This is a genomic window from Mesorhizobium comanense (assembly GCF_005503535.1).
Classification (GTDB): domain Bacteria; phylum Pseudomonadota; class Alphaproteobacteria; order Rhizobiales; family Rhizobiaceae; genus Mesorhizobium; species Mesorhizobium comanense.
This window is the reverse complement of the sequence record NZ_SCNN01000016.1, coordinates 1-26740: the sequence shown is the minus strand read 5'-3', so window position 1 is coordinate 26740 and position 26740 is coordinate 1. Positions and strand designations below refer to the sequence as shown.

The window sequence follows — 26740 nt, the reverse complement described above, 5'->3', positions numbered from 1 at the left end:
ATGGGAGCTAGAACGATGAACTGGAAGACCACGGCGACCGCCATGGGGTTGGCGCTGCTCGCTTCGACAGGCCTGGCACGCGCCGAAGGCGTGCTCAACATCTACAATTGGGGCAACTACACCAGCCCCGATGTGATCAAGAAATTCGAAGCCAAATACAACATCAAGGTGACCATCACCGACTACGATTCCAACGACACCGCATTGGCCAAGGTTCGCCAGGGCGGCACCGGTTTCGACATCGCGGTGCCCTCGCAGACCTACGTTCCGATCTGGATCAAGGAAGGCCTCATTCAGGAGACCGACCCGGGCAAGATGGAAAACGCCAAGAACATCGCCCCCGAATGGGCCAATCCCGACTTCGATCCGGGCCGCAAGTACACGGTTCCGTGGGCCTGGGGCACGATCGGCGTCGTCGTCAACACCGATGCCTACAAGGGGCCCGCCAACACCTGGGGCATCATCTTCAACACGCCCAACGAATTGAAGGGCAAGGTCAACGTCGTGCCGGAAATGGGCGACGTGATGTTCGCGGCGATCAAGTATGTCGGCGGCCAGCAGTGCACCGACGACAAGGCCGTGCTCAAGAAGGTGCGCGACATGCTCGTGGCGGCCAAGCCGAACTGGATCGCGATGGAGTACAACACCATCGAGAAGATGGGCGCCGGCGACTTCAAGGCCACCAGCGACTGGAACGGCTCGGCGCTGCGCCAGCGGCTGGCGAACCCGGCCATCCACTTCAACTATCCGAAGGAAGGCTATGGCCTTTGGAGCGACAACGTCGTCGTCCTGAAGGAAGCCAAGAACGTCGAGAACGCCAAGCTGTTCCAGAACTTCATCATGGATCCGGAAAACGCGGCGGGTCTCTCGGCCTTCCACCGCTATGCCAATGCCATCTCTGGTTCGGACAAGTACATGCCGGCCGACATGAAGGACGCACCGGAAGTGGTCATTCCGGCGGACGCCAAGCCGCTCGGCGAGTTGCAGAAAATGTGCCCGCCGGAAACGCAGGAACTCTACACCAAGATCTGGACCGAGCTGCAGAAGTAAGCTTCCAGCGTCGCGTTCAACCGACATGAGAACGGCCGGGATCGAGAAATCGATCCCGGCCGGCGGACGGCTTTTGTCTGCCGGTATCACAGGCTATTAGGAAAAAAGGGAATTTTGCCATGAATTTGAAATTGTTCGCCGCCACCGCGGCATTGGCCCTGGCGGCAGCAACGGGCCTCGCCCGCGCCGAAGGCGAGCTCAACATCTACAATTGGGGCAATTACACCAGCCCCGACGTCATCAAGAAATTCGAGGACACGTACAAGGTCAAGGTGACGATCACCGACTATGATTCCAACGAGACGGCGCTCGCCAAGGTACGCCAGGGCGGCAGCGGCTTCGACATTGCCGTGCCCTCGCAGACACATCTGCCGATCTGGATCAAGGAGGGCCTGCTGCTCGAGACCAATCCGGGAGGCATGGAAAACGCCAAGAACATGGCGCCCGACTGGGCCAATCCCGAGTTCGATCCCGGCCGCAAATATTCGGTGCCGTGGGCCTGGGGTACGGTTGGCATCGTCGTCAACACCAGCACCTACAAGGGCGACATCAACACATGGGGCCTCGTCTTCAACACGCCGGACGAGCTGAAGGGCAAGATCAACGTCGTTCCCGAAATGAAGGACGTCATGACCGCCGCGATCCGGTATGTCGGCGGCGAGCAGTGCACGGCCGACAAGGAGGTCCTGAAGAAGGTGCGCGACCTGCTGGTCGCGGCCAAGCCGAACTGGATCGCGATGGAATACAGCGCCATCGACAAGATGAAAGCAGGCGACTTCCAGGCCTCCACAACCTGGAACGGCGCCGGCCTGCGCATCCGGCTGGCGCGTCCAGAAGTCCACTTCGCCTATCCCAAGGAAGGCTTCACCTACTGGAGCGACAACGTCGTCGTCCTGAAGGACGCCAAGAACGTCGAGAACGCCAAGCTGTTCCAGAACTTCATCATGGATCCGGAGATCGCGGCGCAGCTTTCGGCCTATCACCGCTATGCCAACGGCATCGCCGGCTCGGAGAAGTTCATGCCCGCCGACATGAGGGACGCGCCGGAGATCATCATTCCGGAAGCCAGCAAGGCGCACGGCACGATGGCCATGATGTGCGCGGCGGAAACCGACGCGCTCTATACCAGGATCTGGACCGAACTTCAGAAGTAGCGTTACCTGGGCCCGGCATCCATTCTTGCCGGGCTCGCATCCTTCAGGGTGTTGCCATGAGTTCCTACCGAAACAGCGATCCGCGGCCGGCGATCATGCAGGGCTCGCCGCCCGAGATGATGCCGCCGAGACTGGACTGGGACAGGCCGCCCTGGAATCGCTGGGCCTTCCAGCACATCAGGGAAATACTGCCGACCATCGAAGTCTGGCGCGGCCATGGTCACCGCCATCGTTTCGAACGCGCCGAGGCCGATCTGGACGGACTGCCGGTCGAGGACAGCACGGGCGGGCCTTCGACGCTCGCAGGGTTGCTGGACGAAACCTATACGGACGGGTTCCTGGTGCTCAAACACGGCAGAATAGCCTATGAGCGCTATTTCAACGGCATGGACGAGCGCACCCTGCACCTGTCGCAGTCGATGGCCAAGTCGATCACCGGCACGGTGTTCGGCATATTGGCCGGCCGCGGCCTGATCGACCCGGCGCGGGCGGTCACCGATTACCTGCCGGAGCTCGGCGCCACCGGCTGGGCCGGCGCCAGCGTCCAGCATGTGCTCGACATGACGACGGGCGTGCGCTTCTCCGAGGAATACACCGACCGTTATTCCGAAATCGGCCAGGTCGATGTCGCGACAGGCTGGAAGCCGGTGCCGCCGGGCAGCGATCCGGATTTCCGCTGGCCCGCCCACATGTTCGAGCTGATCCTGGGGCTGAAGGACACCGTTCGTCCGCATGGCGCCAGGTTCGAATACCGCTCGATCGAGACCGACGTGCTCGCCTTCCTCATGGAGCGGGTCACGGGCAAGCGGCTGGCGCAACTGGTTTCCGAAGAACTCTGGCAAAAGCTCGGTGCCGAGGAAAGCGCCTGCTTCACCGTCGACAGCGCCGGCTACGCGCTGGCCGATGGCGGCTTCAACGCGACGCTGCGCGACTATGGCCGCTTCGGCCAGCTGATCCTTGACAATGGCCGCGACATCGTGCCGGCCGACTGGATCGAGGCGACACGCAATGGCAAGCATGGTCCCGACTTCTCCGCCAGCATGCCGCAGGGCAGCTACCGCAACCAGTTCTGGATCGAGGATCCCGCCTCGCGCGCGCTGATGTGCCGGGGTGTGTTCGGGCAGATGATCCATATCGACTGGAACACGGGAATGGTGGTCGTGAAGCTTTCGACCTGGCCCGATTTCAGCAATACCGCCTATTCCGTAGCGACGCTGAAGGCCGTCCATGCCATCGCCGCCGCGCTGAGCTGAACTACCAAGAAGAAAGACCTGGAAGGACACGCCATGACCGGCAAGACCGCGTTCGAGACCCGCTACGGCTTCCGCCGCAACCAGGTGCTGCTCAGCAACTGGCGCGAAAATCCGTTCAATCGATGGTCGTTCCAGAATCTCGGCGAACTGGTGCCGACGGCGCGGATAGCAACAGCGCCAGGCGCGATCGAAGCGCCGATGCGGGATTTCGGTGGCCTGCTCGGCGAGAAGGTCTCGATCGCCAGCGCGCCGGAGACCGTGGCTGAATTCCTCGCGCGCTCCAGCACCGACGCGCTGACGGTGATGAAAGGCGGCAAGGTGATCGGCGACTGGTTCGCGCCGAACATGGATTCCGGCGCCCGCCATATCATCTTCTCGATCAGCAAGTCGGTGACGGCTGTTATCGCCGGCATCCTGGAAGGCGAGGGCGCCTTCGATCCGGAAGCGCCGGTGACGCAATACATCCCTGAAGCCGTGGGCTCGGCCTACGGCGACGCCAGCTGCCGGCATGTGCTCGACATGAGCGTCAGCCTCGATTTCGAGGAAGCCTATCTCGACCCGGAAAGCGATTTCGCGCGCTATCGCCGCGCCACGCTGTGGAATCCGGGCGGTGGAACGGAAAGCCTGCGCGAATTCATCCTCACCTTGCAGCGGCTTGCCGAGCCGCACGGCCAGACTTTCCGGTATCGTTCGCCCAATTCCGATCTGCTCGGCCTGCTCTTGGAGCGCGCGTCGGGCCAACGCTTCCCGGACCTGATACGCGAGAAACTGTGGCTGCCGCTCGGCGCCCTGAGCGAGGCGTCGATCGGCGTCGACATGGAGGGCACGGCGCGCACCGCCGGCGGCATTTCGGTGACGCCGCGCGATCTGGCGCGCATCGGCGAAATGATGCGGCAAGGCGGCACCGCCAATGGCCGCCGTGTCGTGCCGGAAGCCTGGGTGCGGGATACAACGGTGACCGGCGGCAGTGCGGAAGCCTGGCAGCGCGGCTCGATGGTGCCGCTGTTTCCGCAAGGCCGCTACCGTAACAAATGGTACCAGACCGGTTTCGCAAACGGCGCCTATTGCGGCATCGGCATCCACGGGCAGTGGCTCTATGTCGATCCCAAAACGGAAGTGGTCATCGCCAAGATGTCGTCGCAGCCGGAGCCGGTGGACGATCCGCTCGATCTGGAGCTCGTCGCTTTCTTCGAGGCGTTGAGCCGGATGGTCTGACCCGGCCGGGGGCAACTTCGCCGCCTCGCGCTTTCCTGTGGACCGGCCGCGACGGTTGAAAGCGTCGCGGTTGGCGAGGCCGGCATCTACGCCTATGGTCGCCGCTCTTTCGATTAGAGCAGGACCAATATGGCATCCGACATCAAGCGCATCGCAGCCATCATCGCTGGGGAGATCAAGGCCCGGCCCGAACAGGCGGCGGCCGCGATCGAACTGCTCGACGAGGGCGCGACGGTGCCGTTCGTGGCACGCTACCGCAAGGAAGTGACCGGCGGCCTCGACGACACGCAATTGCGCGACCTTGCCGAGAGGCTCGCCTATCTGCGCGAGCTCGACGCCCGCCGCGACACCATCCTCGGTTCGATCCGCGAACAGGGCAAGCTCACGCAGGATCTGGAAACCAAGATCGCGGCCGCCGCGACCAAGGCCGAGCTCGAAGACATCTATCTCCCCTACAAACCGAAACGCCGCACCAAGGCCGAGATCGCAAGGGAACGCGGGCTCGGGCCGCTGGCGGAGGCCATTCTCGCGGACCGCTCGCTCGTCCCTACCGAACTGGCGCTGGCCTATGTGACCGAGGAGGTGGCCGACGCCAAGGCGGCGCTCGAAGGCGCGCGCGACATCCTTTCGGAACAGTTCGCCGAGAATGCCGACCTGGTCGGCAAGCTGCGGACCTATATGAAGGACCGCGCGTTCATGCGTGCCAGGGTGGTCGACGGCAAGCAGGAGGCCGGAGCGAAATTCTCCGACTATTTCGACCATGTCGAGCGCTGGGCCAATGTGCCTAGCCATCGCGCACTTGCCATGCTGCGTGGCCGCAACGAAGAGGTGCTGTCGCTCGACATCGAGGTCGATGCCGACGACACTTCGCCGGTGAAGCCGGTCGAGCGGATGATTGCCAATGCCAATGCGATCGGGGCGACGCTTCCTGGCGATCGCTGGTTGATGGACGTCGCCGGTTGGACCTGGCGCATCAAGCTGTCGCTGCACCTGACGCTCGACCTGATGCGCGATCTGCGCGAGCGGGCCGAGGAAGAGGCGATCCATGTCTTTGCCCGCAACCTCAGGGATTTGCTGCTCGCCGCGCCCGCCGGTTCGCGTCCCACCATGGGTCTCGACCCGGGCATCCGCACGGGCGTCAAGGTGGCGGTGGTCGACGGCACCGGCAAGCTGGTGGCGACGACGACGGTCTATCCATTCCCGCCGCGCAACGATGTGCGCGGCACACAGACCGAGCTTGCCGCTCTGATCCGTCAACACAAGGTCGAGCTGATTTCGATCGGCAACGGCACCGGCAGCCGCGAAACCGAGAAGCTGGTGGCCGACATGCTTTCGGACATGCCGGCGGGCTCCGGGCCCAAGCCGCTCAAGATGATCGTCAGCGAGGCAGGCGCTTCCGTCTATTCCGCCTCGGCCGCGGCGGCGGCCGAATTCCCCGGCCTCGACGTGTCGCTGCGCGGCGCGGTGTCGATCGCGCGGCGCCTGCAGGATCCGCTCGCCGAACTGGTGAAGATAGAGCCGAAATCGATCGGCGTCGGCCAGTACCAGCACGATGTCGACCAGTACCGGCTCGGCCGCTCGCTGGAGGCGGTGGTCGAGGACGCGGTCAACGCTGTCGGCGTCGACCTCAACACCGCCTCCGCGCCGCTGCTCGCCAGGGTCTCGGGTCTCGGCGCATCGCTGGCGGATGCCATCGTCGCGCATCGCGACGCGACGGGGCCGTTTGGCAGCCGCAAGGATTTGCTCAAAGTGTCACGCCTCGGCCCGCGTGCCTTCGAACAATGCGCCGGCTTCCTGCGCATCGCCAATGGCAGTGAACCACTCGACGCTTCGTCGGTGCATCCGGAAGCCTATGGCGTGGCCAAGAAGATCGTCGCCGCCTGTGGGCGCGACGTGCGCTCGCTGATGGGCGACAGCGCCGTTCTCAAGGCGCTCGATCCGCGCGTCTTCGTCGATGAGCGCTTCGGGCTGCCGACGGTGCGCGATATTCTCGCGGAACTGGAAAAGCCAGGCCGCGACCCGCGCCCCGGCTTCAAGACAGCGACCTTCGCCGACGGCGTCGACGACATCAAGGATCTGAAGCCCGGCATGCTGCTGGAGGGCACGGTGACCAATGTCGCCGCCTTCGGCGCCTTCGTTGATATCGGCGTGCACCAGGACGGGCTCGTGCATGTCTCACAGCTCGCCGACCGGTTCATCAAGGATGCGCATGAGGTGGTGAAGGCCGGCGATGTGGTGAAGGTGCGCGTCGTCGATGTCGACATCAAGCGCAAGCGCATCGCCCTTTCCATGCGCAAGGATGGCGGCGAGGGCGGCGCACCCAGAACTGGTCCGCGCGACAATGGCGGCGGCAGGCCGGCGCCACGTTCGCCCGCGCCGCCGCAGCGCCAACCGGAAAAGCCATCGCAGGGCGCGTTCGGTGCTGCGTTGGCCGAGGCGATGAAGCGGAAGTAGCTACCAAGCCAGGACGGTCGGCTCCCTGTCGAGTTGGCTCAGCAGCCAGTCGCGAAAACTCGCGACCGGCGGATAGCCGCGCTTGTCGTGCGGGACGACGAGGTAGTAGGCGCTGCGGCTCTGCATCGGTTCGCCCGGCGCCGGCACCAGCTGGCCGCGCTGCAATTCGCCCGCGATGAGCAGCAGCGGCAGCAACGCCACGCCGAGGCCGGCCATGCAGGCCTGGGCGGCGGTGCCGAACTGCTCGAACTGCATACCGGGCCCGCTCGGCGCGCTGAGGCCCTGATGGTCGAACCATTCGGTCCACGCTCCCGGGCGTGTCGCCATGTGCAGCAGCGGCAGGCGGCCGATATCAGCCGGCGTGGCGATGGCGCGGCCGGCGAGGAATTCGGGCGACACGACCGGCGCCACGGTTTCGCGCACCAGCAGTGTGGAGTCGGCGTCCGGCCAGTCAGGCAGGCCGTAATGGATAGCGGCGTCCAGGCGCTCGCGGCTGAAGTCGAAGCGGCCGACACGAGTGACGAAGTTGATGGTGATATCGGGATTACGCTGGACGAAATCCGGGATCAGGGGCATCAGCCAGCGCGTGCCGAAGGTCGGCAGGATAGCAAGATTGAGGATGCCGCTATGCCGATTGCTCATCAATCCAAGCGCTGCGTCGCGTAACTGGCCAAGAGCCGAGCGCACCGCCTCGGCGTAGATTTCGCCCGCCGTCGACAGGCGGACATTGCGGCTGTCGCGCTCGAAGAGCCGGCGGCCGAACTGATCCTCCAGCAGCCTGATCTGCCGGCTGACCGCTCCCTGGGTCAGGTCGAGTTCCTGGGCGGCGGCGGTGAAGGAACCAAGCCGCGCCACGGCCTCGAAGGCGGCGAGGGCGCTGATGTTGGGTAGAAGACGGCGCTGGACACTCATGATCCATTCCTAACGCTCATTGATCTGTGAGGCAATTTCGTTTGATTTTTTGATGCCACGGGCCGATAAGCCGGGCTTCACCCGTTGCAAGGATCGAAAAGTCATGGCCGCCGACAAGAATGCATTCGTCTGGGAAGACCCGTTCCTGATCGAGGACCAGCTTTCGGAAGACGAGCGCATGGTGCGCGACGGGGCGGCGGCCTTTGCCGCGGACAAGCTGGCACCGCGCATCGAGGACGCCTATCTCAACGAGACCTTCGACACCGCGATCTTCCGCGAGATGGGCGAAGCCGGCCTGCTCGGCATCAACATCCCCGAGGAATTCGGCGGGCTTGGCGCGAACTACGTGACTTACGGACTGGTGGCGCGGGAAGTCGAGCGCGTCGACAGCGGCTACCGCTCGATGATGTCGGTGCAGTCGTCGCTGGTGATGTATCCGATCTACGCTTACGGCTCGGATGCGCAGCGCCGCAAATACCTGCCCAAGCTTGCCAGCGGCGAATGGATCGGCTGTTTCGGCCTGACCGAGCCGGACGCGGGCTCCGACCCGGGCGGCATGAAGACACGCGCAGAGAAGACGGCCAACGGCTACAGGCTGACCGGCTCCAAGATGTGGATCTCCAATGCGCCGGTCGCCGACGTCTTCGTCGTCTGGGCGAAGCTCAAGGGCGAGAACGGCAAGGACGAAATCCGCGGGTTCGTGCTGGAAAAGGGCATGAAGGGCCTTTCTGCACCGAAGATCGGCGGCAAGCTGTCGCTGCGCGCCTCGATCACCGGCGAGGTGGTGATGGAAGGCGTCGAGGTGGGCGAAGACGCGCTGCTGCCCAATGTCTCCGGCCTCAAGGGTCCGTTCGGCTGCCTCAACCGGGCCCGTTTCGGCATTTCCTGGGGTTCTATGGGCGCGGCGGAAGATTGCTGGCATCGCGCTCGCCAGTATGGGCTGGACCGCAAGCAGTTCGGCAAGCCGCTGGCTGGCACGCAGCTGTTCCAGAAGAAGCTCGCCGACATGCAGACCGAGATCGCGCTCGGCCTGCAGGCCTCGCTGCGCGTCGGGCGCCTGCTCGACGAAGGCAAGATGGCGCCGGAGATGATCTCGATCGTCAAGCGCAACAATTGCGGCAAGGCGCTCGATATCGCCCGCCAGGCCCGCGACATGCATGGCGGCAACGGCATCCAGATCGGCTACCACGTCATGCGCCACGCGCAGAACCTGGAGACCGTCAACACCTACGAGGGCACGCATGACGTGCACGCGCTGATCCTGGGACGGGCGCAGACGGGGCTGCAGGCCTTCTTTTGAGCCGGGCAGCGCCATCCATGCAATGCCATGCAGGCAATATGCGCGGCTTCGCGATTGAGGACCGCCTTCCCCCACTCCGTCTCGGCTTCGCCGAGCCACCTCTCCCCCCTCCGGAGGGAGAGGAAAGAAGCCAGCTGAAATAGGTTCGCGCCCTTCCTCTACCCCGTCGATCGGGGGAGAGGTGGCTCGGCGAAGCCGAGACGGAGTGGGGGTCGACCTGCTCGGGGTATTGAAGGCATGGTAGATGAAACAAGGCGTTCGATTGGGTGCACCGCAACATCCGCTTGGAGATCGGCCGTCATCTGTGGCAGGGTCTAGCGTTCGTTTGAAACGCCGATCCCCGGGGTCCCATGGCAATTCTGGCAGCCGTCTACCACCTGACCCATTACAAATATGACCGGCCGGTGGTTCTCGGCCCTCAGATCATCAGGCTGCAGCCGGCGCCGCATTCCCGCACCAAGGTGCTCAGCCATTCGCTCAAGGTTGAACCGGCCAACCACTTCGTCAATCTGCAGCAGGATCCCTACGGCAATTTCCTCGCCCGCTTCGTCTTTCCGGAACCGGTGACGGAATTGAAGATCGAGGTCGACCTCGTCGCCGACATGACGGTCTACAATCCGTTCGATTTCTTCGTCGAGGAGACGGCCGAGACTTTTCCATTCGACTATCCGCAGGAGATCCGGGACGATCTCGCCATCTACCGGACACCGGAGCCGGCGGGGCCGTTGCTCCAGGCTTTTCTGAAAACAATCGACCGCAGCCCGAAGAATACGGTCAATTTCCTCGTCGAACTCAACGCCCGGCTGCAGCGCGAGATCGCCTATATCGTTCGCATGGAGACCGGTGTGTTCTCGCCGGAGGAGACGCTGGCGGCGGGCAAGGGATCGTGCCGGGATTCGAGCTGGCTCCTGGTGCAGATCCTGCGCAATCTCGGGATCGCGGCGCGCTTTGTGTCCGGCTATCTGATCCAGCTCAAGCCGGACCTTGTTTCGCTCGACGGGCCGGCCGGCACTTCGGTCGACTTCACCGACCTGCATGCCTGGTGTGAGGTCTATATCCCCGGCGCCGGCTGGATCGGCTTCGATCCGACTTCCGGCCTGCTGACCGGCGAAAGCCATGTGCCACTCGCCGCCACGCCGCATTTCCGCAATGCGGCCCCGATCTCGGGCATGGCGAGCTTCGCCAATGTCGATTTCGGCTTCGACATGCGGGTCGACCGCATCGCCGAGCATCCGCGCATCACCAAGCCTTTCTCGGATGAAAGCTGGCAGGCGCTCGACGCGCTCGGCAACAAGGTCGATGCGGCGTTGGCGGCTGGCGACGTCCGGCTGACCATGGGCGGGGAACCGACCTTCGTGTCGATCGACGATTTCGAGTCCGCAGAGTGGAACACCGCCGCCGTCGGGCCGACCAAGCGCGAGAAGGCCGATGCACTGATCCGGCGGCTGCGCGAGCGTTTCGCGCCCGGCGGCTTCCTTCACTACGGCCAGGGCAAATGGTACCCCGGCGAAAGCCTGCCGCGCTGGACCTTCTCGCTCTACTGGCGCACCGACGGCCAGCCGGTGTGGAGCGATCCGTCGCTGATCGCTCGCGAAAAGAGCTCGGCCGATATCGGCCCCAAGCAGGCCGAAAGCCTGCTCACCGCGATCGCCGGCGAGCTCGGTATCGAAAAGACCATGGTCAGCGAAGCCTATGAGGATCCGGCCGAATGGCTGCTCAAGGAAGGCAAGCTGCCGGAGAATGTCGATCCGTCCAACTCCAAGCTCGAAGACCCCGAAGAGCGCAGCCGCATGGCGCGCGTGTTCGAACGCGGGCTGACCAAGCCATCCGGCTATGTGTTGCCGGTGCAGCGCTGGAACAGCCAGGCTTCCGGCCCGCGCTGGCGGTCGGAAAAGTGGAAGACGCGGCGCGGGCGTCTGTTCCTGGTGCCGGGCGATTCACCGGTCGGCTATCGTCTGCCTCTGGGTACGTTGCCTTACGTGCCGCCAGCGCAGTTTCCCTACATCGTGCCGGTCGATCCGTCGCTGTCGCGCGGGTCGCTGCCCGCACGCGAAGCGATTTTACCTGCCGCGACTGCGACCGAACCGGATGGCGCCGACGAAATGGCGCACCGCCAGCAAGCGGCCTCGTTTACGGCCGCGACCGCGCAGCAGGACCGGGTGGAACAGGAGATCACCGAGATCGGCGGTGCGGTGCGCACCGCACTTTCGGTGGAGCCGCGCGACGGGCGGCTCTGTGTGTTCATGCCGCCGGTCGAGGGGTTGGAAGACTATCTTGAACTCGTTGCGGCGGCGGAGAACGCGGCAAAGGCAATCGGCTTGCCTGTGCATATCGAGGGCTACGGCCCGCCGCACGATCCGCGCCTCAACGTCATCCGTGTCGCGCCTGATCCCGGCGTCATCGAGGTCAACATTCATCCGGCTTCCAACTGGCAGGATTGTGTGGCAACGACCAGCGCGATCTACGAGGAAGCGCGGCTGACCCGGCTCGGCGCCGACAAGTTCATGATCGACGGCCGCCACACCGGCACCGGCGGCGGCAACCATGTCGTCGTGGGTGGCGCGACTCCCAATGACAGCCCGTTTCTGCGCCGGCCGGACCTTTTGAAGAGCCTGGTGCTGCAATGGCAACGGCATCCCTCGCTGTCCTACCTGTTCTCGGGCCTGTTCATCGGTCCCACCAGCCAGGCGCCGCGCTTCGACGAGGCGCGCCACGATTCGCTCTACGAGCTCGAAATCGCGATGGCGCAGGTGCCGCACCCGGACCAGGGCAATGCACCATTGCCTTGGCTGGTCGACCGGCTGTTCCGCAATCTCTTGACCGACGTGACCGGCAATACGCACCGATCGGAAATCTGCATCGACAAGCTGTTTTCCCCGGACGGCCCGACCGGGCGGCTCGGCCTGGTCGAGTTCCGCGGCTTCGAGATGCCGCCCAATGCGCGCATGTCACTCGCGCAGCAATTGCTGGTGCGCGCCATCATCGCCCGCGCCTGGAAGAACCCGCTCGATGGCCGTTTTGTGCGCTGGGGCACGTCGCTGCATGACCGGTTCATGCTGCCGCACCATGTCTGGGCCGATTTCCTCGACGTGCTCGATGATCTCAAGCTGAACGGTTTTGAGTTTCGCCCCGAATGGTTCGACGCCCAGCTCGAATTCCGCTTTCCCTTCTGCGGTGAAGTTCAGCATGCCGGCATCAAGCTGGAACTCCGGCAAGCGCTGGAGCCCTGGCATGTCATGGGCGAACAGGGCGCGATCGGCGGTACCGTGCGCTTCGTCGATTCCTCGGTCGAGCGGTTGCAGGTCAAGACCGAAGGCCTCAACCCGGAGCGCCATGCCATAGTCTGCAACGGCCGCATCGTGCCGATGAAGGTCACGGATAACAGAGAGGTCGCGGTGGCCGGTGTGCGTTTCAAGGCCTGGCAGCCGGCATCGGGCCTGCATCCGGCGCTGCCGGTCAACACGCCGCTGGTGTTCGATATCTATGACCGCTGGTCCGGCCGGGCGGTGGGCGGCTGCGTCTACCACGTCGCGCACCCCGGCGGACGCAACTACGACACTTTTCCGGTCAACGGCAACGAGGCGGAGGCTCGGCGCCTTGCCCGCTTCGAACCGCGCGGCCATACGCCATCGGGCTATGTGTTGCGCGAGGAACAGCCGTCGGAAGATTTCCCGATGACCCTTGACCTTCGGCGCCCGCCAAGACTGTGATCGGCCATGGCAAAGGGGAATCACAAAAGGGTACGCGGCAAGCCGCAGCGCCACAGCCTGCTGGAGCACTACCAGCCGATCGACGGCGCCGTCGACGAGATGGTCGACGCATCAGGCAATCCACGCCCCGTCTGGAAGCGTTTCATAGAGGCTCTTGACGATCTCGGCGCCGAGAAGCTCGGCCAGCGTTTTGCCCGTGCCGACCAGTATCTGCGTGACGCCGGTGTCTACTACCGGGTCTATGACAAGGCTGGCGCCAATGAGCGCGAATGGCCTCTGGCGCATATTCCCCTGCTGATCGAGGACGGCGAGTGGCAGGCGATCAGCGAGGGCCTCGTCCAGCGGGCCGAACTGTTCGAGCAGATCATCGCCGATATCCATGGGCCCAACAGCCTGATCGAAAAGGGGGTTCTGCCCGCCAGCCTGATCGCCGCAAGCCCCGAGTACCTTCGGCCCGTGGTTGGCACCCGGCCCGCCAGCGGTCATTTCCTGCATTTCTGCGCCTTCGAACTCGGTCGCGGGCCCGATGGCCAGTGGTGGGTGCTCGGCGACCGGACACAGGCACCGTCGGGCGCCGGATTCGCTCTGGAGAACCGGGTCGCCACGACACGCGCGCTGTCCGACATCTATGGCGAGATGCATGTGCATCGCCTGGCCGGCTTCTTCCGCCGGTTCCGGGATGCGCTGATCGGCATGGCCAGGGAGAGCGAGGGCCGCGTCGCCATCCTGACGCCCGGACCGCTCAACGAAACCTATTACGAACATGCCTATATCGCCCGTTACCTCGGCATCATGCTGCTCGAAGGCGAGGATCTGACCGTTTCGGACGGCAGGCTGATGGTGCGCACCGTGTCCGGCCTGATGCCTATCAGCGTGCTGTGGCGGCGTCTCGATGCCGCCTTCGCCGACCCGCTCGAATTGCGCCCGGATTCGCAGATCGGCACGCCGGGGCTGGTCGAGGCCATCCGCCAGGGCGCGGTCGGGACCGTCAATGCGCTCGGGTCGGGCCTGATGGAAACCCGCGCGCTGCTCGCCTTCCTGCCCAGGATCGCCCGCGAATTGTGGGGCGAGGAACTCAAGCTGCCCAGCGTCGCGACATGGTGGTGCGGGCAGGAATCGGAACGCGCCCATGTGCTGGCCAATATAGACCGCATGGTGGTCGGCCCGGCGTTGTCGACCAGGCTCGCCTTCGAGGATGACGGCCAGACAAAGCTCGGCTCGACACTGTCGGCCGGCGAACGGGCGGAGCTGGTGGCGCGCATCGAGCGTGATGGCGGCGCCTTCGTCGGCCAGGAGGCGGTGACGCTTTCCACCACGCCGGTTTTCGTCGGCGGCTGGCTGGAGCCCCGCCCGGCGAGCCTGCGCGTCTACCTGGCGCGCACGCCCGATGGCTGGGCGGTGATGCCGGGCGGCTTTGCCCGCGTCGGCCTTTCGCTGGACCCGACCGCGATCGCCATGCAGCGCGGCGGCCAGGCGGCGGACGTTTGGGTGGTCAGCGACCGGCCTGTCGAGCGCGAAACGCTGCTGCCGCAGGAGGGGGACAGCTTCAGCCGCACCAGGCCGGGCAGCCTGCCCAGCCGCGCCGCGGAAAACCTGACCTGGCTCGGCCGCTACATCGAACGTTCGGAAGACACGGTGCGCATCCTGCGGGCCTATCATGTGCGGCTCGCCGAAACGTCGGACCCCGACATGCCGCTTCTGGCCGACATCAGGGACTATCTCGAGCCGTTCGGCATCGATGTCGAGACGGCGATCCCGTCGGGGCTGATCGGCACGCTGGACAGCGCGGTCTACAGCGCCGGACAGATCCGCGACCGTTTCTCGCCGGACGGCTGGCTGGCGCTCAAGGACCTGTCGAAGACCATTCATCAGTTCGCGACGACGGTGGCGCCGGGAGATGACGCGACCCGGGCCATGACCGTCATCCTGCGCAAGCTCGCCGGGTTTTCCGGCCTGCTGCACGAGAACATGTACCGCTTCGCCGGCTGGCGCTTCCTCGAGATCGGCCGGCGGCTGGAGCGCGGCATCCAGATCGCCCGCACGCTTGCCCGGCTGACCAGTTCCAAGGCTCCCGATGGCGCGCTCGACATGATGCTGGAGATCGGCGACAGCGTGATGACCCACCGCCGGCAGTATCCGGTACAGGCCGGGCGTCGCACGGTGATCGACCTTCTGGCGCTCGACCCGCTCAATCCGCGCTCCATCCTGTTCCAGCTGGAGAGGCTGAAAGCCGAGATCGGGCTGTTGCCTTCGGTCGGTGGCGAAGGGCATATGTCGCCGGCGGCCAAGGAGATTCTGCAGCTGAACACCGCGATCGCCATCAAGGAGCCCGCGGACATGACGGTTGCGGCGCTGAACGATCTCGCCGGCGAGATCGGCGGCCTCTACAACAGCCTTGCCAAGGCCTATTTCGGATAACGCCGCGGCATGCTCTACGACATCAGGCTTCACCTTCACTATGACTACGCTGCGGCTGCCGGTGGCGGCCGCCATCAGGTGCACGTGCTGCCGCCGACCATCGGGGGCGTGCAGCGCGTCATCGCCGCCTCGCTGTCGTTCTCGCCGGCGGCCAGTGAACGGTCCGACTTTTCCGATTTCTTCGGCAACAACGTCACCTCGATCGCCTTTCGCGAGGCCCACGATGCGCTCGATATCAGGATGAGTGCGCGCGTTTCGGTGTCGCGGCCGGAGCCGGGCCTCGATGTGTCGCCCGATCTCGACCGGCTCAGGCAGGAACTGGCTGCGGTGCGGTCCTTGGCGCCTGCCTCGCCGCACCATTTCCTGTCCGCCAGCGCCCACGCGGGCATCGACGCCGCGATCACCAGCTATACGCGGGACAGCATTGCCAACTCGGCCGCGGGAACCGCGATGGCTCTTTGCAACCGAATCCATCGCGATTTCACCTATGACGGCGAGGCGACCACGGTGCGGACCCGGGCAAGCGATGCCTTCAAGCTGAAACGCGGCGTATGCCAGGATTTTTCGCACATCATGATCGCCGGCTTGCGCGGGCTCGGCATTCCGGCCGGCTATGTCAGCGGCTTCCTGCGCACCATCCCGCCCAAGGGCAAGCCACGGCTGGAGGGCGCCGATGCCATGCACGCCTGGGTCAAGGTATGGTGCGGGCGCGACGCCGGCTGGCAGGAATTCGACCCGACCAACGGCATGCGGGCCAGCAACGACCACATCACCGTCGGCTTCGGCCGCGATTATTCCGACGTGGCGCCGATCGTCGGCGTGCTCAAGACCACGGGCGGGCAGGTCGGCGAGCAGGCCGTGGACGTCATTCCGGTCGCGCTCGAAAAGGCATGAGCGCGGGCCAAACGCGTGAGACCCAATTCCTCAATGCAATTCTGAGTGGACGAAGGCGACTTCTCAAACATCGAAGCGGTCGCTAATCTGTATCTGTTTTGAGGGGAAAATCATTGTAGTGCAAAGGCGCGTCGGCGCGGGGTTTTGTAATTGAAAGCGGTCAGCGTCGTCATTCCTGCCTACAATGCCGCGGCAACAGTCGCGACGACGCTGGCTTCTCTTGCCAGCGAGGCCGAGGTCATCGGCGAAGTCCTGCTGATCGACGATGCGTCGACGGACGATACGGTGGCGGTGGCACAGAAGGCGGCGTCGCAATTGTCGCTGCCGTTGCGGGTATTGCCGGCCGATTGCCATGACGCCGGCGGTTCCCGCAACGTCGCGCTGGCGCAGGCGCTCTACCCCTGGGTGTACCTGATCGACGCCGACGACCTGCATCTTCCCGGCGGATTGCGTGCATTGCTGGGGCAGGCGGAGAGCCGGCCGCAAGCCGATATGATCGTCGGCGCCTACCGGCGGCGGGTCAACGGCGAAGATCGGCAGATAAAGGTGCCGAACGGCTACCAGGCTTCGCCCCTCGCAAACGCTTCCGCCTATGTCAAAGGCGACATACGGTCCGTCGCGGTGGGCAGCGTGCTGGCATCCCGGCGCCTGATCGGCGAGACGCGTTTTCCGGTGGGGCTTGCCTATGACGAGGACACGCTGTTCTGGGCCCGGCTGATGAGCAAGGCATCGCTGGCGATGATTCCACAACCCGTCATGGTCTACGAGGTTTCGCCGGCCCGTTCCGACGACCGTTTCGCGATCAATCCGGTACGACGCTTCCTGGAGTGGCGCCAGGCATTGCGCACGCTTACCGACTGCGGCATCCCGGTCCCGTCGCTCAAGATCAGGGAGGGACTTGTCGCCCTCAAGATCGCGCGGGTGCACTATGCGCGTGGCGACCTGAACATGGCCGCGCGCTTCCTGGCGGTCGCATCGGCGGCGCCGAAGCGGCGCTCGGAGGCCTGGCGATGCCTGCGCTACCGGCTCAAGCTCGCGGTGCGGCGCCGGCTGTCGTCGACACAGATAGAACTGCAAAGCGCCCTTTAGCTTCGATCCCATCTTTCGGTGGCGGGATTGCGACGCATCATCGCCGGTCATGGAACCTGTGGCGGCCAAACGGCTTATCTACCGACATTTTGCGTGGAGCCGTCATGCTGCAGAAATCCGGCGCGTCGTACAGCCGATCGTCCACCGCCGACGCGATGCCGAGGAACGGTACGCGGATTGCGGCCGGGCAAGCCAGACTGGCCTATGTGAGCGATGCCGAGCCCGGTATCCGCCGGCTGAGGGCGGGCAACGGCTTTTCCTACAAGGGAGCCGACGGGGAAGCGGTTTCCGGCAGCGCCAGGGCGCGCATCGAGGCAATCGTCATTCCGCCGGCCTGGACGGATGTATGGATTTCGCCCGATGCGGACGGGCATATCCAGGCGACGGGAAGGGACCAGCGGGGACGCAAGCAATACCGCTATCATCCACTATGGGCCGAAGAGCGAGACGGCGCCAAATATTCGAGCCTCGTCGCTTTCGCTGAAAGCCTGCCTGCCCTTCGGGCCCGGATCGACGGCGACCTGCGCCGTCACGGCCTGCCGCTGGAACGCGTCGTCGCCGCGGTCGTCTGGCTGCTCGACAACACGATGATCCGCATCGGCAACGCCGCCTATGCGCGCGATAACAAGAGTTTTGGCCTGACGACGTTGCGGGACCGCCATGTCGACATCAAGGGCGCGAGCCTGCGCTTCGCCTTCAGGGGCAAGTCCGGTAAGGAATGGAGACTGAAGCTGGTCGACCGGCGCATTGCCGGGATCGTTCGAGGCGCGCAGGACCTGCCGGGCCAGAAACTCTTCCAGTATCTCGATGAGGACGACGCCAGGCGCCCGATCCGCTCCGAAGACGTCAACGGCTACATCCGGGACGCCGTTGGTGATGCCTTCAGTTCCAAGCATTTCCGCACGTGGGGCGGGACAATCCATGCCGCCTCGCTGTTTGCACAAACCGAACTGCCGGAGAGCCAGGCACAGCAAAAGCGGGTGATGAACAGCGTCATCGACAAGGTCGCCGAACGCCTGGGCAATACACGTGCGGTCTGCCGAAAATGCTATATCCACCCGCTGGTGCTCGAGGCCTGGTCACAGGGACGGTTGCTTGCCGAAATGGCCGAGGCCAACAAGCGCAAGCGGTCCATCGAGGGTCTCGATGAGGAGGAAGCGCTCGTGCTGCGATGGTTGAAGAGGCACGAAACCTGACTTGCGGCGATAGGCGCCCACCGCATCGGATTTTTTTATCGACGTGGTGTCGGGAACGGTCCTACTGTTTCGTCCTCTGATACAGAAAAGGACCTGATATGCTCTACGCCATCCTGTGCTATGCCTCTGAAGACGTCGTCAGCTCCTGGAGCAAGGCGCAGGACGACGAGGTCATGGCCAATCTCCTCAACGTCCAGGACAAATACGCAAAGGCCGGCCGGCTTGGCCCGGTCGCGCGGCTTTTGCCGACGACGGCGGCGACGACGCTGCGCAAGGTCAAGGGCGAATCGGTCGTCATCGATGGCCCGTTCGCCGAGACCAAGGAGCAGTTCCTCGGCTTTTACACGCTGGAATGCGCCGATCTCGACGAGGCCGTCGAATTCGCCCGCGAGCTCTCCGAGGTCAATCCGAGCGGCGGCTCCTATGAGATCCGGCCGGTTTCGGTGTTCAATCCGACCAAGGTTGCCATATGACCGACCTTGCCTGGATAAGCTCCGCCATCAGCGCCGCCCGTCCGCAGGCGATGGGCGCGCTGCTGCGCTATTTCCGTGATCTCGACACGGCGGAGGAAGCCTTCCAGGACGCGTGCCTCAGGGCGCTGAAGAACTGGCCGCAGAACGGGCCGCCGCGCGATCCGGCGGCCTGGCTGATCTTCGTCGGCCGAAACAGTGGCATCGACGCGGTGCGCAAGCGCGCCAAGCAGGCGCCGATGCCGGAAGAGGACCAGATATCCGATCTGGAAGACGCCGAAAGCGACATCGCCGAGCGTCTCGACGGAGCGCATTACCGCGACGACATATTGCGGCTGCTTTTCATCTGCTGCCATCCCGATCTGCCGGCGACACAGCAGATCGCGGTCGCGCTGCGCATCGTCTCCGGCCTCACGGTCAAGCAGATCGCGCGCGCCTTTCTGGTCGGCGAGAGCGCGATGGAGCAACGCATCACCCGCGCCAAGGCGCGCATCGCCGATGCCGGCGTGCCGTTCGAGACACCGGGCGCGGTCGAGCGTTCCGAACGGCTCGCGGCGGTGGCGGCGATGGTCTACCTCGTCTTCAACGAAGGCTACTCGACCAACAGCGGCGAGGCCCCGGCCCGCGCGCCGCTGTGCGAGGAGGCGATCCGGCTGGCCCGCCTGCTGCTGCGCCTTTTCCAGACCGAGCCCGAGATCATGGGCCTTACGGCGCTGCTTCTGCTCCAGCATGCCCGAGCGCCGGCGCGTTTCGACGCGGATGGCGAGATCGTGCTGCTCGAGGACCAGGATCGCTCGATGTGGAGCCGCAAGATGATCGACGAGGGACTGGCGCTGGTCGACAAGGCGCTGCGGCATCGCAAGCCAGGCCCTTATCAGGTGCAGGCGGCGATCGCGGCCCTGCACGCGCGGGCAGTGAAGGCCGAGGATACCGACTGGGTGGAGATCGACCTTCTCTACGGGCTGCTCGAGCAGATGCAGCCATCGCCGGTCATCACCCTCAACCGGGCGGTCGCGGTCGCCAAGGTGCGCGGGCCGGAAGCAGCCCTTGCCATGATCGAACCCCTGGAACAGCGGCTTTCCGGCTATTTTCATTTCTTCGGCCTCAAGGGCGGCCTGTTGATGCAGCTTGACCGGGGCGAGGAGGCGCGTGTCGCCTTCGATCGGGCCATCGCGCTTGCCAACACGGCGGCTGAGGCGGCCCATATCCGCATGCATATCGATCGCCTGATAAGGGACGGCGCGGTGCGTGCGCCGGCGAAGAAGGCGAACTGAGCGCCATCTGGCTCAATCGTGTGGTTTGAGCTTGGACCATGCCGGGGTGGCGATTTTCCCCTGAAACGAGTAATGCCACGCCATGACTGTGCCTTGAGTGCCTTTCGGCATGCGGGCGGCGTGGCCGGGCTGGACCCGGGCCACATGAAGGCGACGGGATCCGAAAGGGACAAAAATGACGATAGCGAAGGAAACGGCCGAGCTTCTGGCGAAACTGGGCGTGGCCAAGGACGCGCTTTCCGGCGGCGACCTGATCGTGCGCAGCCCGGTGACGGGCGAAGAGATCGCGGCGCTGAAGACGATTTCACCCGCCGAGGCGGCCACGACCATCGAGGCCGCGCACAAGGCGTTCCAGTCCTGGCGGCTGGTGCCGGGCCCCAAGCGCGGCGAACTGGTGCGGCTGCTCGGCGAGGAACTGCGCGCGCACAAGGCCGAGCTCGGCCGCCTGGTGTCGATCGAGGTCGGCAAGATCCCGTCCGAGGGGCTCGGCGAAGTGCAGGAAATGATCGACATCTGCGACTTCGCCGTCGGCCTTTCCCGGCAGCTGTACGGCCTGACCATCGCCACCGAGCGCCCCGGCCACCGCATGATGGAAACCTGGCATCCGCTGGGCGTCGTCGGTGTCATCTCGGCCTTCAACTTCCCGGTCGCCGTGTGGTCGTGGAATGCGGCGCTTGCGCTGGTCTGCGGCGATGCCGTGGTCTGGAAGCCCTCGGAAAAGACGCCGCTCACGGCACTCGCCTGCGAGGCGATCTTCAAGCGCGCGGTCAAGCGGTTCGGCGCCGATGCGCCGCAGGGCCTGGCACCGGTGCTGATCGGCGACCGTGCCGTTGGCGAAATCCTGGTCGACCATCCCAAGGTGCCGCTGGTCTCGGCCACCGGCTCGACCCGCATGGGCCGGGATGTCGGTCCGCGGCTCGCCAAGCGTTTTGCGCGCGCCGTCCTGGAGCTCGGCGGCAACAATGCAGGCATCGTGTGCCCGACGGCCGATCTCGACATGGCGCTGCGCGCCATCGCCTTCGGGGCCATGGGCACGGCCGGCCAGCGCTGCACGACGCTGCGGCGCCTGTTCGTGCATGAGAGCGTCTATGATGCCCTGGTGCCGCGCCTGAAGAAGGCCTACCAGAGCGTTTCGGTCGGCAACCCGCTGGAGACTTCCTCGCTGGTCGGGCCGCTGATCGATAAGGCCGCCTTCGACGCCATGCAGAAGGCTCTGAACGAAGCCAGCGCCCATGGCGGCAAGGTGACCGGAGGTGCGCGGGTCGAGAATGGCCATCCGGACGCCTATTATGTGCATCCGGCGCTGGTCGAAATGCCCAAGCAGGTTTCGCCGGTGACGGAAGAGACCTTCGCGCCGATCCTCTATGTGATGAAGTACTCCGACTTCGACGCCGTGCTCGACGAACACAATGCCGTTGGCGCCGGCCTCTCCTCGTCGATCTTCACCCGCGACCTGCAGGAATCCGAGCGCTTCCTCGGTGTCGATGGATCTGACTGCGGCATCGCCAACGTCAATATCGGCACCTCCGGAGCCGAGATCGGCGGCGCTTTCGGTGGCGAAAAGGAAACCGGCGGTGGCCGCGAGAGCGGCTCCGATGCCTGGAAGGCCTATATGCGGCGCGCCACCAACACGGTGAACTACTCCAAGGCGCTGCCGCTCGCCCAGGGCGTCTCGTTCGACATCGACTGAGACTGCCAACTGCCTATGGCCTGTGCCGATTGATCCTACAGGTTGACACAGGTCGAGGGTGTGCATGCCGCCGTGACGCTGGACAGCTTCTGACGCCTGTCCAGCGTCGGTTTTTCGTAGCGTTTCTTCATCCGGCTTTCTCCGTAGCAGCGCCGCGAAGATAGCGGCTCTCGGAGGGCTACCGGGTATGACGGTTTGCTGCATCGCCCGCACGGGGGATTTGGCGCCAGTCAGCCGCCTGCCGTCGAGCCGAAGGCTTCGGTGAAGGCGGTATCCATGATGGCCAGCTTCACCGCCTGAGCGGACATGTATTCCTGATAGAAATCGGGCGACACCCACATCACCGAATTGCCTCGTTGCCCGAGCCAACCGATGCTGCCGAGGTCTTCGGCATCGCGCAGCTTGCGCGCCAGATGGGTTCGAGACAGTTTGAGCCATTTGGCGAAATCACCGATCGACACGATACCCGTCTGGATTCGGTCGAGCCCGGCATGATCCGGATCGACGCTCGCTATCAGCCAGTCCATGACGACGCCGCCATTGTTGAGCCAGGTGAACAGCGAGAAGGTCTTCTTGGGCTCTCGCACCGGATTGGACGAGAGCAGGCCATCGGCAATCCCCGGCTGCACCATGGCCAGCGCGTCCGGTCGTGACAGGAACGTGGCCAACCGGCTTGCTCCGTCCAGACTGTCCAGCGTGTGCAGATGCGCCATCAACCAGAGGGTAACCGGCTCCAGCGCCGCTGTCGCCGGCTGCAGGGGGCGGATGCGGCCGTCCTGTGTCACGGGCGCATATTCGATGAAACCGTAGTGCAGCATTTCCTTGACGAAGGCGTCGGCGGTGTTGCGGCTGGCCACATCATTCTGGCGGATCACGTCGATGAAACGTGCCGCCGTCAATTCCTTGCGATAGTCATTGGGCTCGCGTCTGAAATACAGGGCGAGACCGATATGGGCCATCAACCAGCGTTGCTGCGTGGCGAACACCGAAGCGAGCCGCGGGTTCATCTCATACGTCTGGTTCATCGCCTGCGCCTGCACGCGAACAGAACGATGCAGTGCCGGATGGCCGGCAATTTCTTCCAAGGTCAGCGCCATTTTCCCCCGCTGCAGTTAAGTCCTCCTGCCGTCAAGACGCGGCAGCACATTTTCAGCGTTCGGGGCCTGTGTCCAGACCCGCCCGCCTATAGTGCGTGGATGTGTACAACCGGCGTGGAAGAGTCCGGCAGATGGCCGGTCGTTTCACAACTATGCGGAACCCGCTGTTTGCGCGCTGCCGTACCATTGCTTCCGCGCCGATGCTGGCCGGAGCAGTTGATCACTGCGCGCGCCACGCCAACCGCTCCATTTCTTGCGGTGGCGCGATTGTCCTGGGGAAAAGGCCGAATGCTTGCTGAGATTGTTCTAAGGCGCGGCGCCCTGCGATGTCTCGAAACAGGCGGCGAAGGCAGTGTCGACGACAGCCAGCTTGGCGGCCTGGACGGTCATGTATTCCTCGTAGAATTTGTGTGACACCCACATCACCGAATGGCCACGCTGGCCAAGCCAGCCGATGCTGCCAAGCACCTCGGCCTCGCGCAACTTGCGGCCGAGATGGGTGCGCGAGAGTTTGAGCCACCTGGCGAAATCGCCGATCGAGACGACACTGGTCGGAATCCGCTCGAGGCCCGCATGATCCGGATTTATGCCCGACATCAGCCAGTCCATGACGATGCCGCCATTGTTGAGCCAGATGAACAGGGAAAAAGTCTGGTTGGGCTCGCGTACCGGCTTCGAGGCCAGCAGGCCATCGGCCACCAGAGGCTGAAGCGTCCCCAGCATTTCAGGCCGCGCCAGGAATGTCGTCAGCCGGCCCCCGCCGTCGATATGATCCAGCGTCCGCAGATGGGCAACGACCCAGCCGGTGAATGTCTGCACCGTGACCGCGGTCGGCTGCAGTGGGTGCGTGCGGCCGTCGCCGCCCGCGACATACTCGGCGATGTTGTAGTGCAGCATCTCCTTGATGAAGGCGTCGGCGGTGTTGCGGCTGGCAACGCCGTTGCGGTGCACGACCTCGATGAACCGCGATACCGTCATTTCCTTGCGGGGGTCGTTGGGGTCGCGCCTGAAATGCATGGCCAGGCCGACATGGCCCATCAGCCAGCGCTGTTGCGTGGCAAAAATGGACGCCAGCCGCGGGCTCTCTTCATAGATCCGGATCAGCGCCTGCGACTGCTCCTGAACGTAGCGATGCAAGGCCGGATGGCCGGCAATTTCTTCCAAAGTCAGCACCAGTCTCCCGATCTTCCGAGTCAACTCCAACAGCGCGGTCCCGTTCCCATTTTTCAACCTTCAACACTGGTGTCCAGTGGTACCAAATGCCGAGGAGAAGAGCTGTCCGACAGCGACCGGTTCATGACGCAGCTTGCTAACTGCTTGCTACGACTTGGAAAACCCCGCCCAATAATAGTCAAGCCGGAATCCCTCCGTTGAATTGACCTTGATGAAGGCCAAGCATAGTTTTCGCGCCATCCGAATGGCGGGGACAAGCCTTTCCGGAAATGGATTCTGAAAAAGCCTGTGAGAGCGAGCGGCCGAAGGCCGCCCGGGGGCGAAGCCTTGCCCGCATCGCAATACGAGTGATTGAGTGAAGTATAGAACCAAGAACGCGATTGGCAAAAACAAACACGACCCGTCCGCTTTGCACGGGTTCGGGGCGCGTGGCGGGTGGCGCGGCGCGGCTGCCGTTTCGATATGGCTGTCACTTCCGGCTGCCGCCTTCGCCCAGACTGCCAGCCAGATCACGCCGCCAAGCTTCAGGCCGCCGCCCCAGGCCGATACGGCCGGCGTTTCCATTCCCGAAGGGTCGGGCCTCCAGGCGCCCCCAGGCGCCGAGAAGCTCAAGGTCAAGCTCAGGGATGTCAGTGTCGAAGGCGGCCTGCCCGAGATGGCCGAGGCAACGCGCAGGATCGCGGCGGGGCTCGCGCATCGTACGGTGACGGCGGCGGAGATCTTCGCCGCGGCGCGGGCGCTGGAGACCGAATATGGCCGCGCCGGCTACGCACTGGTCCGGGTCGTGTTGCCGGCGCAGAAGCTCAACGATGGCGCGAGGCTGAGGCTCGTCGTCATCGACGGCTATCTGGAGCGGATCGACACCAGCAATCTGCCCGAGCGCATACGCGGGCGGGTCGAGGCAACGCTTGCGCCGCTCGTCGGACAAAGAGGCATCAGGCTGTCGGCGATCGAGCGCAAGCTGTTGCTGGCTGGCGACACGCCGGGCGCGAGGCTGCGCTCTACCCTGCAGGCCGGCACGGCAAAGGGCGCCAGCGTGCTGGTCATCGACGGCAAGTATCGCCCGCTTGGCGGTCAGGTCACGGGGGACAATTCGCTTTCGCCTTCTTTGCAGCGCTGGTCGACGGGCGTCGGTGTCGATTTCAACTCGCTGCTCGGCCTGGGCGAACTCGTCTATGTGCGTATCGGAGGCTATCCCAATGGCGGCGAGAGCGGGCTGTTCACCGACGGCCCGCGCAACCGCAACTATGCCGCCGGCATCGTCGTGCCGATCGGCTATGACGGGCTGACGCTCAACCTGGAAGCCACCCGCACGCGCGCCAATCCGACCGCCGAACCAGGCACGCTCGGCTTCGGCAGCGAATTCGAGCGCTATTCGGCGCGGCTTCGCTATCCCTGGATCCGCAGCCGGGCGCTCACGCTCAGCAGCGAATTGTCCTTCGACGCGCAGAACGATTTCCTCAATGCGGTGACGCCGATTTCGCTGCCGATCGCCGAGGACCGGCTGCGCATCATCCGGTTCGGCACGGACGCCACCTGGTTCACGCCGCTCGGCGGCGTCCTCACCGGCAATGTGGAGGCCTCCTTCGGCATTGACGGGCTCGGCGCGCGTTCGGCTGCTGACGCAAACCCGCTGTTGCCATTGTCGCGGCAGGGCGCCGACGCCGCTTTCCAGAAGCTGGAAGTCTCGGCCAGTTACAGCCAGCCGCTGGCTACTCATCTCGGCCTTGATCTCTATGCCCGCGCGCAGACTTCCTTCGGCAAGCCGCTGCTGCAGTCGGAGCAGATCGGGCTGGTCGGCGCCAGCGGCCTGTCGAGCTTCGACGCCGGCGCCCTGCAGGGCGATTCCGGTTATGTGCTGCGCGGGGAGGTTTCGTCGCCCTGGCTGGCGCCTTTCAGTGGCGGCGTGGTCCAGCTCTCGCCCTATCTCTTCGGCGCCGTCGGCGAGGTCCGTCTCGAAATGCCGACCGCGCTGGAGTCGGCCAGCATCGCCGGCGCTTCCTACGGGCTGGGCCTGAAGATCGGCGCCGCGCTCGCAAGCGATCCAGCCAACACCAGCCTGACCCTGGAATGGGGACGCCAGCACCGCAACGACCATTTGCCGACCAGCGACCGCTTTTCGCTCGCCGGCGCCATTCAGTTTTAAGACGTGACCATGCCGCGCCAAGCCCTCTCTCCCCGACATCTCAACCGCAGCCGCGCCTCGCTGACGGCGCTGTTGCTGGCCTCGACGGCGCTTGTCGGGTTCACCTCGGCACGGGCGCAGGAACTGCCGACTGGCGGCAGCGTGGCTTCGGGCGGCGTCACCATCTCCAATCCGTCGGCCTCGCAGCTCAACATCAAGCAGTCGACCAATTCGGCCATCGTCAACTGGCAGAGTTTCTCGATCGG

The 26740-nt window shown here is 64.7% G+C and carries 19 protein-coding genes; 16 read left to right on the top strand and 3 right to left on the bottom strand.

What is annotated here, in order from left to right:
* The first annotated feature begins 15 nt into the window (after window positions 1-15).
* The 5 genes from FFS37_RS24065 (at window position 16) to FFS37_RS24045 (ending at window position 7126) form a co-directional block, all read left to right on the top strand.
* A complete protein-coding gene (locus tag FFS37_RS24065) occupies window positions 16-1050 on the top strand; it encodes an ABC transporter substrate-binding protein (protein WP_137933465.1) in 1035 nt (344 codons plus the stop codon).
* Between the two features lie 119 nt (window positions 1051-1169).
* Complete coding sequence (locus FFS37_RS24060) at window positions 1170-2204, top strand: extracellular solute-binding protein (protein ID WP_137933464.1); 1035 nt, start codon at window positions 1170-1172, stop codon at window positions 2202-2204.
* Window positions 2205-2260: 56 nt separating this feature from the next.
* Window positions 2261-3457 (top strand): serine hydrolase domain-containing protein, encoded by a 1197-nt coding sequence (locus FFS37_RS24055; RefSeq protein WP_137933463.1) that lies wholly within the window; start codon window positions 2261-2263, stop codon window positions 3455-3457.
* 33 nt (window positions 3458-3490) lie between these two features.
* The gene (locus tag FFS37_RS24050; protein WP_137933462.1) at window positions 3491-4672 is read left to right on the top strand and encodes a serine hydrolase domain-containing protein; all 1182 of its coding nucleotides are present in this window, start codon (window positions 3491-3493) and stop codon (window positions 4670-4672) included.
* A 129-nt stretch (window positions 4673-4801) separates the two neighbouring features.
* Window positions 4802-7126, top strand: coding sequence for a Tex family protein (locus FFS37_RS24045; RefSeq protein ID WP_137933461.1), 2325 nt, complete (start codon window positions 4802-4804; stop codon window positions 7124-7126).
* Here the strand turns inward: FFS37_RS24045 and FFS37_RS24040 are convergent, their stop codons facing one another.
* Window positions 7127-8038, bottom strand: coding sequence for a LysR family transcriptional regulator (locus FFS37_RS24040; RefSeq protein ID WP_137933460.1), 912 nt, complete (start codon window positions 8036-8038; stop codon window positions 7127-7129).
* Window positions 8039-8141: 103 nt separating this feature from the next.
* On the opposite strand from FFS37_RS24040, the gene FFS37_RS24035 reads away from it, so the two are divergent.
* The 9 genes from FFS37_RS24035 to amaB all read left to right on the top strand — a co-directional run bounded on the left by FFS37_RS24035 (window position 8142) and on the right by amaB (window position 22079).
* On the top strand, window positions 8142-9338 hold the full coding sequence (locus tag FFS37_RS24035; RefSeq protein WP_137933459.1) for an acyl-CoA dehydrogenase: 1197 nt from the start codon (window positions 8142-8144) through the stop codon (window positions 9336-9338).
* Between the two features lie 350 nt (window positions 9339-9688).
* Entirely contained in the window at window positions 9689-13048 is a 3360-nt protein-coding gene (locus FFS37_RS24025; protein ID WP_137933458.1) for a transglutaminase family protein, read from the top strand.
* 6 nt (window positions 13049-13054) lie between these two features.
* Window positions 13055-15466, top strand: a complete 2412-nt coding sequence (locus FFS37_RS24020) for a circularly permuted type 2 ATP-grasp protein (protein ID WP_137933457.1) — start codon at window positions 13055-13057, stop codon at window positions 15464-15466.
* 9 nt (window positions 15467-15475) lie between these two features.
* Complete coding sequence (locus FFS37_RS24015) at window positions 15476-16360, top strand: transglutaminase family protein (protein ID WP_137933456.1); 885 nt, start codon at window positions 15476-15478, stop codon at window positions 16358-16360.
* A gap of 150 nt (window positions 16361-16510) precedes the next feature.
* Window positions 16511-17449: a glycosyltransferase family 2 protein gene (locus FFS37_RS24010; protein WP_137933455.1), complete on the top strand. Its 939-nt coding sequence runs from the start codon at window positions 16511-16513 to the stop codon at window positions 17447-17449.
* 104 nt (window positions 17450-17553) lie between these two features.
* Complete coding sequence (locus FFS37_RS24005) at window positions 17554-18645, top strand: DNA topoisomerase IB (protein WP_137933454.1); 1092 nt, start codon at window positions 17554-17556, stop codon at window positions 18643-18645.
* Window positions 18646-18743: 98 nt separating this feature from the next.
* Window positions 18744-19118: a YciI family protein gene (locus FFS37_RS24000; protein ID WP_137933453.1), complete on the top strand. Its 375-nt coding sequence runs from the start codon at window positions 18744-18746 to the stop codon at window positions 19116-19118.
* Window positions 19115-20389, top strand: coding sequence for an RNA polymerase sigma factor (locus FFS37_RS23995; protein ID WP_137933452.1), 1275 nt, complete (start codon window positions 19115-19117; stop codon window positions 20387-20389). Before FFS37_RS24000 ends, FFS37_RS23995 begins: the two co-directional genes overlap by 4 nt.
* Window positions 20390-20564: 175 nt before the next feature.
* Window positions 20565-22079, top strand: coding sequence for an L-piperidine-6-carboxylate dehydrogenase (amaB, locus tag FFS37_RS23990; RefSeq protein WP_137933451.1), 1515 nt, complete (start codon window positions 20565-20567; stop codon window positions 22077-22079).
* 230 nt (window positions 22080-22309) lie between these two features.
* Here amaB and FFS37_RS23985 read toward each other — a convergent pair whose 3' ends face one another.
* Together FFS37_RS23985 and FFS37_RS23980 are read right to left on the bottom strand one after the other, a co-directional pair.
* Window positions 22310-23176 carry a hypothetical protein gene (locus FFS37_RS23985; RefSeq protein ID WP_137933450.1) on the bottom strand — a complete coding sequence of 289 codons (867 nt, stop codon included), beginning with the start codon at window positions 23174-23176 and terminating at the stop codon, window positions 22310-22312.
* Between the two features lie 306 nt (window positions 23177-23482).
* Complete coding sequence (locus tag FFS37_RS23980; protein WP_171026397.1) at window positions 23483-24352, bottom strand: hypothetical protein; 870 nt, start codon at window positions 24350-24352, stop codon at window positions 23483-23485.
* 352 nt (window positions 24353-24704) lie between these two features.
* Between FFS37_RS23980 and FFS37_RS23975 the strand changes: the two genes are divergently transcribed.
* Together FFS37_RS23975 and FFS37_RS23970 are read left to right on the top strand one after the other, a co-directional pair.
* Window positions 24705-26495, top strand: coding sequence for a ShlB/FhaC/HecB family hemolysin secretion/activation protein (locus FFS37_RS23975; protein ID WP_232375749.1), 1791 nt, complete (start codon window positions 24705-24707; stop codon window positions 26493-26495).
* Between the two features lie 9 nt (window positions 26496-26504).
* Window positions 26505-26740, top strand: a 236-nt coding sequence (locus FFS37_RS23970; protein ID WP_137933449.1) for a hypothetical protein, incomplete at its 3' end; no start/stop codon positions are given.